12 protein-coding genes are annotated in these 11,119 nt (G+C 68.4%); 7 read left to right on the forward strand and 5 right to left on the reverse strand.

Annotated features, from left to right (window positions below):
• The 5 genes from Q7J26_RS10430 to Q7J26_RS10450 form a co-directional block, all read left to right on the forward strand.
• Positions 1-927, forward strand: a 927-nt coding sequence (locus Q7J26_RS10430) for an ABC transporter substrate-binding protein (protein ID WP_304936386.1), incomplete at its 5' end; no start/stop codon positions are given.
• Positions 920-1,696, forward strand: coding sequence for an ABC transporter ATP-binding protein (locus tag Q7J26_RS10435; protein ID WP_304936387.1), 777 nt, complete (start codon positions 920-922; stop codon positions 1,694-1,696). The genes Q7J26_RS10430 and Q7J26_RS10435, both read left to right, overlap by 8 nt.
• Complete coding sequence (locus Q7J26_RS10440) at positions 1,693-2,448, forward strand: ABC transporter permease (protein ID WP_304936388.1); 756 nt, start codon at positions 1,693-1,695, stop codon at positions 2,446-2,448. Before Q7J26_RS10435 ends, Q7J26_RS10440 begins: the two co-directional genes overlap by 4 nt.
• A gap of 64 nt (positions 2,449-2,512) precedes the next feature.
• Positions 2,513-3,403, forward strand: a complete 891-nt coding sequence (locus tag Q7J26_RS10445; protein ID WP_304936389.1) for a hypothetical protein — start codon at positions 2,513-2,515, stop codon at positions 3,401-3,403.
• Positions 3,400-4,515, forward strand: coding sequence for a DUF2336 domain-containing protein (locus Q7J26_RS10450; protein WP_304936390.1), 1,116 nt, complete (start codon positions 3,400-3,402; stop codon positions 4,513-4,515). The genes Q7J26_RS10445 and Q7J26_RS10450 overlap by 4 nt, the downstream gene beginning before the upstream one ends.
• Positions 4,516-4,783: 268 nt before the next feature.
• On the opposite strand, the gene Q7J26_RS10455 is transcribed toward Q7J26_RS10450, so the two are convergent.
• From Q7J26_RS10455 to cysK, 3 genes are all read right to left on the reverse strand, one after another.
• Positions 4,784-5,212, reverse strand: coding sequence for a MucR family transcriptional regulator (locus tag Q7J26_RS10455; protein WP_008260928.1), 429 nt, complete (start codon positions 5,210-5,212; stop codon positions 4,784-4,786).
• Positions 5,213-5,362: 150 nt separating this feature from the next.
• A complete protein-coding gene (locus Q7J26_RS10460; protein WP_304936391.1) occupies positions 5,363-6,580 on the reverse strand; it encodes a DUF2336 domain-containing protein in 1,218 nt (405 codons plus the stop codon).
• A gap of 53 nt (positions 6,581-6,633) precedes the next feature.
• Positions 6,634-7,614 (reverse strand): cysteine synthase A, encoded by a 981-nt coding sequence (gene cysK, locus Q7J26_RS10465; protein WP_304936392.1) that lies wholly within the window; start codon positions 7,612-7,614, stop codon positions 6,634-6,636.
• Between the two features lie 754 nt (positions 7,615-8,368).
• On the opposite strand from cysK, the gene Q7J26_RS10470 reads away from it, so the two are divergent.
• Positions 8,369-8,593: a DUF6289 family protein gene (locus Q7J26_RS10470; protein ID WP_304936393.1), complete on the forward strand. Its 225-nt coding sequence runs from the start codon at positions 8,369-8,371 to the stop codon at positions 8,591-8,593.
• Positions 8,594-8,642: 49 nt separating this feature from the next.
• Here Q7J26_RS10470 and Q7J26_RS10475 read toward each other — a convergent pair whose 3' ends face one another.
• Positions 8,643-9,380, reverse strand: coding sequence for a LytTR family DNA-binding domain-containing protein (locus tag Q7J26_RS10475; protein ID WP_304936394.1), 738 nt, complete (start codon positions 9,378-9,380; stop codon positions 8,643-8,645).
• A 179-nt stretch (positions 9,381-9,559) separates the two neighbouring features.
• Here Q7J26_RS10475 and Q7J26_RS10480 point away from each other — a divergent pair, with 179 nt between their 5' ends.
• Positions 9,560-10,525, forward strand: a complete 966-nt coding sequence (locus Q7J26_RS10480; protein WP_304936395.1) for a dienelactone hydrolase — start codon at positions 9,560-9,562, stop codon at positions 10,523-10,525.
• Between the two features lie 24 nt (positions 10,526-10,549).
• On the opposite strand, the gene Q7J26_RS10485 is transcribed toward Q7J26_RS10480, so the two are convergent.
• Positions 10,550-11,119 (reverse strand): methyl-accepting chemotaxis protein (locus tag Q7J26_RS10485; protein ID WP_304936396.1); only part of this gene is annotated, 570 nt, incomplete at its 5' end.

Below are 11,119 nucleotides of genomic sequence, written 5' to 3' on the forward strand. Positions count from 1 at the left end.
GTCGACGAAGAGGGCCGCATCCGCCTGCGTTTCGCCACCGACTGGCGGGCCCAGGCCGAGCACGGCGGTTTCTACCAGGCCCAGGCTTCGGGGGCCTATGAGAAACGCGGCCTCAACGTCCAGATCATCCAGGGCGGTCCCAACGGCAATGTGCCCCAGCTTCTGGCCTCGGGCGCGGTCGAGCTGGGCATGGGCTCCAACAGCTTCATCCCGATGAACCTGGTCGCCGAAGGCGCGCCGGTGAAAGCCGTCGCCGCCTTCTTCCAGAAGGACCCCCAGGTCCTGATCGCTCATCCCGACCCGGCCCTTGAGACCATCGCAGACCTGGCCGGCCGCCCTTTCCTGCTGGCCGACGCCTCGGTCACCGCCTTCTGGGTCTGGCTCAAGTCCAAATACGCCTTCACCGACGACCAGGTGCGCAAATACACCTTCAACCTGGCGCCCTTCCTGGCCGACGAGCGGGCGGTGCAGCAGGGTTATCTGACCAGCGAACCCTACACCATCGAACAGGAGGCCGGGTTCGAGCCCAAGGTCTTCCTGCTGGCCGACGAAGGCTATCCCTCCTACGCCGCCTTGGTTTTGGCGCCCAACGCCTTTGCGCGCGACAACGCCACGGCCCTGCGCAGCTTCATCGCCGCCTCGGCGGAAGGGTGGCGCGACTATCTGCGCGGCGATGCGGCGCCGGGCGACGCCCTGATCCGCAAGGACAATCCGGAAATGACCCAGGCCATCCTGGACCAGGCCCGGCAGAAGCTGCGCGACAACGCCATCGTCGATGGGGGCGACGCCGCCCTGTACGGCCTGGGCGCCATGACGGCCGACCGCTGGCAGGCCTTCTTCGAGGTGGTCAGCCAGGCGGGGGTGTTCGACCCCGGCCTGAACTGGCGCGAGGCCTTCACCGACAACTATCTGCCGGGCCGTGGCTGATCCCATCGCCGCGCTGCGGGGGGTGACGGTCGATCTTTCCGGCCGCGCCCCGCTTGGCCCCATCGACCTGAGCGTGGCGCGTGGCGAGATCCTCGCCCTGGTCGGGGCCTCGGGCGCCGGCAAGTCCACCACATTACGCCTGCTGGCCGGGCTTCAGGCGCCCAGCGGGGGCGAGGGGGTTCGTGCCCTGGGGGTCGGCCGCACCGGCTTCGTCTTCCAGAGCCCGACCCTGATGCCCTGGGCCGAGGCCGTGAAAAATGTCGCCCTGCCGCTGGAGCTGGCGGGGATGCCCAAGGCCCAGGCCCGCGAGCGCGCGACCCAGGCCCTGAGCGCCGTCGGCCTGGGCGAGCGGCTGGACGCGCGGCCGTCGCAGTTGTCGGGCGGCATGGCCATGCGCGCCGCCCTGGCCCGCGCCCTGGTCACGGCCCCGGACCTGCTGTTGCTGGACGAACCCTTCGCCGCCCTGGACAGCGTCACCCGCCGCCGCCTGATCGAGGATCTGCACGCCCTCTGGGCCACGGCCCAGCCCCGGCCCGCCATCGTCTTCGTCACCCATGACGTCGAGGAGGCCGTCTATCTGGCCCAGCGGGTCGTGGTGCTGGCGGCGGCGACCGGGCGGCCCGTCGCGGACCTGGCGACGCCCGGCCCCCTGCCCCGACCCGCCCGCTGGCGCGCCGACCCCGCCTATCGCCAGACGGTCGAGGCGACCGCCGACGCGCTGGAGGCGGCCATGCGCCCACAGTCCATGCGCCCAGAGGCCGCGCCATGAGACGCCTGACCGATCTAGCGCCGCCCATCGGCCTGGCCGTCCTGCTGCTGGCGGGGTGGGAGGCGGCCTGTCGCCTGCTGGAGCTGCCCGTCTATTTCCTGCCGCCGCCCAGCGCGGTGGCCGTGGCCCTGGTCGAGGCGGGGCCGCGCCTGGCCGCCTCGGCCCTGGTGACGTTCGGCATGGCGGTTCAGGCCCTGGTCCTGGCTGGACTGGTCGGCGGGGGCCTGGCTCTGGCGGTGTCGCTGCACCCGGCGGCGGAGCGGGCCGTGCGGCCTCTGGCCGTGGCGCTTCAGGTCACGCCGGTCGTGGCCGTCGCCCCCCTGGTGCTGATCTGGGCCGGGCTGGATCACGCCGACCGGGCCGTGGTGGCTTTGGCGGCCGTCGTCGCCTTCTTCCCGCTGTTCTCGGGCATTCTGACTGGACTGAAGTCGGCGGACCCGGATCTGGAGCGGCTGTTCGATCTGTATGGCGCCACGCCCCTGCAACGGCTGTGGCGGCTGCGCCTGCCCTCGGCGCTTCCGTTCGCGCTGGAGGGTCTGCGGGTCGCGGCGGGTCTGGCGGTCATCGGCGCCGTGGTGGCCGAGTTCGTCTCGGGCTCAGGCGCCACACAAGGTCTGGCCTGGCGGCTGCTGGAGGCGGGCAACCGCCTGCGCACGGCCGAAATGCTGGCCGGCGTCCTGTGTCTGACCTTGTTGGGCCTGGTGCTGAACGCCGCCGTCGGCGGGATCGGGCGATTGCTGTTGCGCCGTTAGCGGCGGGTTAAGCGATATCCGCCTAACCTGGGGGTTGTCTTTTTATCCGTGCGAGATCCGCCCCTTGCGACACGCCCTGATCCTGTCGACCGCCCTGTTCGCCGCCTGTGCGGCGTCGGGCGCCGCCATGGCTCAATCGTCGGCGACCGGCGCCGGCGGCCTGCGCTATCTGTCCTGGCCGGGCAAGCCGCCGGTCACGCAAGGGCCTGCGCCGACGCTGCGCCGGATCCCGCAGCCGACGACGGTCGCCGCCGTCGTGAACGCCCCCGTCACCCCCCTTCCGCTGGCCCGCCTGTCGGCCCCCGCTTCCGCATCGACGCCGACGCCCCGTCGCGGCCTGACCCCGGCCAGCGACTGGATCGCGCCTGCGCCGATGACGACGCCGACGATGACGACGACGCCCCAGCCCTATGCGGCCGCGCCGGCCGCCCCCGAGGCTGCGCCCCGTCCCGTTCGCGCCGAAACCGTCCAGGCCCCTGCGCCAGTCCAGGCCCAGGCGGCCCAGACCCAAGTCCAGACTCCCGTCCAGGCACCGCCCCAGGCCGAAGCCGCGTCCGAGCCGGCGTTCGATCCGATGGCCCCGCGTCGCGACGCGCCGATCTTCCGTCTCCAGCGCCAGACGGCCGCCGAGACCGCCCCCCAGGCCGAGACTGAAACCAAGAGCGGCGCCAAGGCTGAGACCCAGTCCGCCTCCGCCGCCCCGCCCGCCATGGTCCAGGCGGCCCTGGCCCCGGTCCAGGGCGCGCGCTTCTATTCGGTCCATCGTCAGGCCGGCCGTCAGCCGGACCGGATCAACACCGTCCAGCCCATCTATCTCGACGCCCTGCCGGTGGAGATGACCCAGACCCCGTCCTCCGCCGACCTGGCCCAACCCGACGGCCCGCCCGCCCTGCAGCGCAACAGCGACGGCACGGTGCGAGCCATGCCCCAGACCACGGGGGACGACCTGCCATGACCGAACCCTCCGCCGAAGAACGAGCCGTCATCCAGGCCTCTCGCCTGCCTGATCTGATCGCCCTGGCCAACGAAGCCTCCAGCGAGAAACGCCGGCTGCTGCTGCGCGAACTGACCGATCATTTCCTGGGCGGCGCCGAGCATAGCGTGGCCGAGACAGAGCTTTACGGCTCCGTGCTCGAAACCCTGTCGGACGAGATGGAGACGGCCGTCCGCGCCGAACTGGCCGCCCGGTTCGCCGAGGCGCCCAATGCACCGGCCAGCCTGATCCGACGCCTGGCCGAAGACCAGATCGACGTCGCCGGGCCGGTGCTGCGCGGCTCCACCGTCCTGACCGACGCAGACCTGATCGGCGTGATCAGCCGCCAGGGCCAGGACCATATGCGCGCCGTCTCCGGCCGTATCGAGGTCTCCGAGGCCGTGTCCGAGATCATCGTCGAACGCGGCGACGACCACACCCTGGGCGTCCTGCTGCGCAACGACGGCGCCCAGCTGTCGCGGGCCGCGTCGGAAACCGCGGTCGAGCGCGCCAAGAACAACCCCGAGCTTCACGCCTCAGCGGTCGAGCGCAAGAGCCTGCCCGCCGACCTGCTGAACGACATGTATTTCGTCGTCGAGGCCCGGCTGCGTCACCAGATCCTGGAACAGAACGCCCAGATGGACCCGGACCTGCTGGAGGCTGCCCTGGCCGCCGGGCGCGCCCGTGTCGCCACCGACGACGGGGCCCTGCCGGCCGACTACGCCGAAAGCCTGGCCTATGTCGACGAGTTGCACGCCGCCAACCAGCTGACCCCGCAGGTGCTGATCCGCTTCCTGCGCTCCAAGGGCCGCACGGCCTTCCTGGTCGCCCTGTCGCGTCTTTCGGATGTGGATTTCCACACCGCACGCAACATTGTGGACCGGCGCGACCTGGACGCCCTGTCGATCATCTGCAAGGCCGCCGACATCGACCGGGCGATCTTCCTGACCTACGCCGTGTCGCTTCTGGGCGGGGATTCCAATCCGATGGGCCGGGCCGCCGCCTATGGCCGGATGTACGGCGAACTGACCCGCGACGCCGCCCAGCGCACCCTGCGTTTCTGGCGCATGCGCCGCGTCGCCCAGGCGGCGTAAAACGCACGATTTGTTGCTCCCCCGCAGGGGGAGGGGCGTCGCGCCAGCGACGGGGTGGGGCCGGCCAGGCAATGCGCGCGCGCCTTATGCAGGCCTCACCCGTCCCATTCTGAATCGATCTGTCTCGCGTCGCCCGGCCCGGCCCACCCGGCTTCGCTCCGCTACGCCCCCCTCCCCCGCAGGGGGAGGGAAAGGTCTGTCCGCCGTTCCAAACAAAAACGCCCGCCTCCTTGCGGAAGCGGGCGTTTTCTACCGGTAAAGACCGGTCTTACTTCTTGGCGCGTGCGACGCGGGCGGGTTTACGGCCGCCCTGGCCCAGGCCCATCTGCTTGGCCAGTTCCGAACGCGCCTTGGCGTAGTTCGGGGCGACCATCGGATAGTCTTTCGGCAGACCCCATTTGGCGCGGTAATCTTCGGGGCTCATATCGTACTTGGTGCGCAGGTGACGCTTCAGCGACTTGAACTTGCGACCGTCTTCCAGGCAGATCAGGAAATCGGCGTTGATCGACTTGCGGATCGGCACGGCCGGTTCCTTGGGCTCCGGCGGAACCTCGACGGGACCGTTGGAAACGCCCGACAGAGCGGCGTGAATATTGGCGATCAGCGCCGGCAGGGCTTCCGCCGTCACCGTGTTGTTGCCGACATAGGCCGACACGATGTCAGCGGTCATTTCCAGCAGTTCGGGCTTCTCGTCCATTCGCGGCGTCTCTTCCATAATCGATTTGCTTCGACTGAAACGCCAGCCGAACTCACCCTTTCGGCTCTTAGGGTTGTTTGATTGCAAAAGCAATCCGCGCGTTATGTGAACGACAAGGCTTTATATAACGCCACTTGTGGTCATGCTGACCTAGCGTTTCAAGTCTTCGGTCAAAACCATCATGGCTGCACGTTCCGGCGCCGAATATTCATCGATCGCCTCATCCTCACCCTCACGGATCGCACGCAGGAGACTGGGCGTCAGGGCCGATGACAGAGACCAGTTCCAGTAACGCAATACGGTCTGCGCCCGATCCACCGCCAGCATTTCATAGGTGATCTGCACACGTTCAAGGTCAGGATGAAGAGCGCCGTCGGCCGTCGTCTCGGGCCGACGCATCGAGCGCCAGAGATTCAGCAGATCCACACGCGACAGACCCGTGGCCTTGCACAGGATCGCCAGGGATTCGCCGCCCGGGTCCCCCAGGATCTTGGCGCCGGTCAAGGGTTTGACGCCCGCGAGAAAGGCGATCTCCGACGCCGTTTCGCGCGACAATCCGTCTCGCGCCGCCACCGACAGGGCGTGTTCCAGCCCGTCATAGGGGCTCTTGTCGATGGCCGCGCGGTTGCGCTGGCGCCGCTCGATGAACTGCAGGGCCTTGCGCGCCACGGGATCCGACCAGCCCTCGGCGGCCGCCATGGCGAAGACGTCCTCGGACACCTCCTGCATCACCTCGCGCGACACGGCGAACCGCTGCAGGATGGTGCGCCGGTCGTCCGGCCCGCACCACCAGAACATCACATAGGCGCCGGCGGGTCTCAGCTCCGGGCGTTTCAGCAGAAGACCGGACAGTTTCGGATGCGTCCGGCTCAGGCCGACCACCGCCTCGACCCCGACCTGGGACAGGCGGACGGTGGGATTGCGCAGCACCGCCTCCATCACCTCCATCTCGCCGAAGCTGAACAGGGTTTCGGTGACGATCTCGGACAGGCCGCGACGCTCGGCCATGATCAGCCGATGCTCAGGCCCCGCGTCGCGCGCGCACCCGACCAGGTCCGCGTCGCTCAGGGACGCGCATTGTTCGATCAGCAGACGGGCGATCTCGGGCTCGTCGCGCAGCAGCAGGCGCGCGACGCTGTTGGGCAGTTCAGCCAGGGGCGCCAGCCGCGAGGCGACGCGCCGCCGCTCCTCCGTCGACGCCAGCCGCAACATTTCGACCAGCAGGTCCCCGGTCACGGCGCGTTCGAAGGCGTTGATCCGGCTGGCCGGCAGGGAGACGACATCGGCCAGCCGTTTCAGCAACGCATGGCGCGCCTTCAGCGACGGCTGAGCCGCCTCATCGTCATTCCGGGCCGACGCCTCGTTCATGGCGCCAAGACTAAGGGCTCAGAGTTAACCCGGCGTATCGGCGACGCTTGGCCTTACAGCCCCTCGAACAGGGCGGTCGACAGATAGCGTTCGGCGAAGGACGGGATGATGACCACGATGGTCTTGCCCGCATTCTCGTCGCGGGCGGCCAGGCGGAAGGCCGCCGTCAGGGCCGCGCCCGAGCTGATGCCGACCGGTATGCCTTCCACGCGGGCGGTCTTGCGGGCCATGTCGAAACTCTCGTCGTTCGACACCTGTTCGACCCCGTCCACGACGGCGGGATCATAGATGGCGGGGACGAAGCCCGCGCCGATGCCCTGGATCTTGTGCGGGCCGGGCGCGCCGCCCGACAGGACGGGCGAAGCCTCGGGCTCGACCGCGATCATCCGGATCGTGGCCTTGCGGGCCTTAAGCGCCTGGCCGACGCCCGAGATGGTGCCGCCGGTGCCGACGCCGGCCACCACCATGTCCACGGCGCCGTCGGTGTCGTTCCAGATCTCCTCGGCCGTGGTCGCGCGGTGGATGGCGGGGTTGGCCAGGTTCTCGAACTGCGACGGCATGACGGCGTTGGGCGTGGTCTCCAGCAGTTCCTGAGCGCGGGCGATGGCGCCCTTCATCCCCTTCTCGGCGGGGGTCAGCTCCAGCTGGGCGCCCAGAAGGGCCAGCATCTTGCGCCGTTCGATCGACATGCTTTCGGGCATGCACAGGATCAGTTTCAGCCCCTTGGCGGCGGCGACGAAGGCCAGGGCGATGCCGGTGTTGCCGCTGGTCGGCTCGATCAGCACCGTGTCGGCCTTGATCTTGCCCGCGTCTTCCAGCGCCTCGACCATGGCGACCCCGATCCGGTCCTTGACCGAGGCGATGGGGTTGAAGAACTCCAGCTTGGCCAACACCGTGGCCTTGGCGCCGTATTCGGCCGACAGACGCGGCAGCCGCACCAGGGGGGTGTCGCCGATGGTGTCCATGATCGAATCATACACCTTGCCCCGCCCCTTCTTCAGATGGCGGGACGCGTCGTAGCTGAAGTCGGACATGGGGGGGGGCTCCGGTAAGGTCGGGTCGTTCAGGGTGCGTAACAGATAGGCGGCGAGACCGATCCGCAAGGGGGCAGGCGCGATGATTTCTGTCCGCCGGCCTCAGATCCGGCGCCGCGGACAGCTGGCCTAGCCGAAGAAATACCGAAGAACGACGATGCTTACGAACGACATGCCGCCGGCAACGACGACGCCAAGGCCGAGCACGATTATAAGGAAACAGTCGAACAGCTGTTGGTCATTTGTCCAACTTAACGGCGTGGCCCGTGAGCGTCGATCTCTAGGCCGCTGCTGTCGAGAACGTCTCTCGTCAAGACGGCGGCCACCCCGCTCACACAATCTTTACGTACGTTTTATGTGATTACAGATTGAAACGGCATCAAGAAAGTGTCGTCATAGCAGCAGGGGATCAGCCCCTTTCGGGAGGACTACATGATCAAGAAGTTCCGTCATCGTCGCCTCATTTACCGACTCGATGCTTGTCGACGTGCCGGCTGTTAATGCCAGCCCAATCTAATGCACGTTCGCTTTGAGCGGCGCGCTGAACGCATGCGGGCGGGACGACATTGGCTCTGAGAACGCATCGCATTTCGAATACACACGCATAAAACACGCGTTCGAAATTCACTCCTGAATTCCAGCCGCACTCCCTTCGGAAGTCATGCTTAGTCGCTTCAATGATTGCGAGCTGCGCTGACGCCCGGCCTTCAAAAAATAAACTTTGACGGGAGATTATCTCCCAAGGAGCATACTGATGAAAAGATTTATCGGGAATATCACCGTATTGGCCCTAGCTGTCTTGGCGCCGCTCTCTGCGTCACCTGCCATGGCCAATGACTATTCGGTTCAGCGCGACTTCTACTCAGACGCCACGCTTACGACCTATGTGGGCTGGGCCTACCGCAACTGCCATGGAAAAACCTTAAGCATGGGAACAGTGACGCCATATTATATCGAAACACGTGAAGGCTGCATCTAGGTTAGACTGGCGATATTGTTTCGAGGCCGCTTCGGGAGACTGGAGCGGCCTATAGCCAGCCTTCCGCCCGCAGCGGCGCGACCCGCGTGCGGGACACCGGCGCCGTCAGCCCGCCTTTCAGCTTCAGGCTGAGATTGCGGCCGTCCTCGACCACGCCCTCGACGGCCGCCCGGGCGACCCACCAGGACCGGTGGGTCTGACGCCCTTCGACGCCCGCCAGCCCGGCCATGGCCTGCGACAGCGACATCAGGATGAGATCGGAGCCGAGGGGGGTGTGGACCCGGACATAGTGGTCCTCCATCTGCAGGCAGATCACCTCGCGACCCAGGTGCGGCGGCAGTCGGTCGCGCGGGTCGGCGGACAGGGGCGTCGGCGGCTCGGCGGCGGGGGCGGCGGTTCGCGCCAGGATCCACAGGGGGACGCCGGTCGCCAGGATGCTGACGATCAGGCTCTGGCCATACCATTCCAGCAGGCCGACCTCGAACGCGCCCGGCCACATCCGCTGGGCCAGGGCCCGACTGATCAGGGTCATGGGCGCCGCCAGCAGGACGATGATCGGCGGCGCCCATAGCCAGACGGAAAGACTCCGCCCGCGCGCCCACAGCGCCAGCCGGGGAACAATCAGGCCGAACAGGACCCAGCCCGACCAAAGACTGACGACCCAATAGACGATCCGCAGCGGCGGCGACCCGTTCAGATACGAACCGAACGGCCCGATCACGCCCAGCACCAGCCCCAGGACGGTCGTGACGGCCAGCCCGACCAGCGCCAGGCGCCCGTACGTCAATCGCGAATCCCCAGACTTCATTCCTCTTCCTAGCCGTTCGGCGGCGTCTGCGGAATCGCCGCGCCGATCGTCCATTCGCCGGGCCGCGAACCCGTTCGCCCATTGGCGCAAACGGCGTGGTGCCACGGGGAGAGACCCGTTCAGAACTCCGCCGTCACAGCCCTTGAACGGAGCCTTCCATGATCCTGCTCGCCGCCCTCGCCGCCCTCGCCCTTCAGACCCCGCCGTCCGCAGCGGGTCCGTCCGCGCCCCTGGCGACGACGCCCGCCGCCCAGCCGGCGCCCCAGACCGTCGGCTTCACCCGGCTGGAAGTTGCGGACGGCGCAGGCCCCGCCATCGAGGTCGGGATCTGGACACCCCCGACCAACGGGGCCGAGGACGACGTCCGTCGGCCCCTGATCGTCATCTCGCACGGCAACGGCGGTGATTTCCGCAGCCATGAGGCTACCGCCCGCGCCCTGGCCCAGGCCGGGTTCACGGTCGCCGCCCTGACCCATACAGGCGACAACTGGCGCGATCAGAGCCGGGCAACGGACGTCGCCCAGCGGCCGCGCCAGATCCATGTCCTGATCGACTATCTGACGGGCCAGTGGGACGGCCGGGGCCGGATCGACCCGGACCTGATCGGCGCCTTCGGCTTTTCGTCCGGCGGCTTTTCCGTCCTGACGGCGGCGGGCGGCGAGCCCGACCTGAGCCGGGTCGTCGATCATTGCCGCGCTCACCCTGACTTCTACGACTGCCGCCTGGTGTCGGCCCATCCGGAAGCGATCCAGGCGGCGGCCGTCCAGGACTGGATTCATGACGCACGGATCAAGGCGGTCGTGGCCGCCGCCCCGGCCCTGGGCTTCACCTTCACGCGCGCGGGCCTGTCAGGCGTGACCCAGCCGGTTCAGCTATGGCGGGCCGAAGACGACCACGTCCTGCCCAGCCCCTTCTACGCCGAGCCTGTTCGCGACGCCCTGCCGCGTCAGCCCGAATATCGTGTGGTTTCGGGCGCCGACCATTTCGACTTCCTGCCGCCCTGCTCCGCCCGACTGGCGGCGGCCGCGCCGATCATCTGCGTCGCCACGCCCGGCTTCGACCGGGCGGCCTTTAATGAGGATTTCAACCGGGAGGTCGTTCGCTTCTTCCGTCAGACTCTGTAACCGCCGGAGACGGCGGCGCGCGGCCTAGAAGGACTCCCACCCATCCGCATCAGGCTCCGACACAGGCGCCAGGGCCGCGCCGCCGCGGCCGACGGTCTTCAGGGCGGCGACGGTGCGGGCGGGAGAGGCGGCGGGCCGGATCGGAGCGGGGGCCGAGGCGGCAGGGGGCGCGCCGACGCGGAAACGGGCGACGGCGGCGTTCAGGCTGTCGGCCTCGTGCGACAGGGAATGGCTGGCGGCGGTGGACTGTTCGACCATGGCGGCGTTCTGCTGGGTCATCTGGTCCATCTGGTTGACCGCCGTATTGACCTCCTGCAGGCCGGTGGCCTGTTCGGCGGCCGAGGACGAGATGTCCGTCACCAGCCGTTCGATCTGGGCGACATGGGCGACGATCCGGTCCAGGGTCTGGCCGGTTTCGCCCACCAGACGCACCCCCGACCCCACCTGGACGGTGGACTGGGTGATCAGGGACTTGATCTCCTTGGCGGCCTGAGCCGACCGCTCGGCCAGGGCCCGGACCTCGGAGGCGACGACGGCGAAGCCGCGACCGCTCTCGCCCGCCCGCGCCGCCTCGACCCCGGCGTTCAGGGCCAG

This window comes from Brevundimonas sp., from assembly GCF_030656255.1.
In the GTDB taxonomy this organism is placed as follows: domain Bacteria; phylum Pseudomonadota; class Alphaproteobacteria; order Caulobacterales; family Caulobacteraceae; genus Brevundimonas.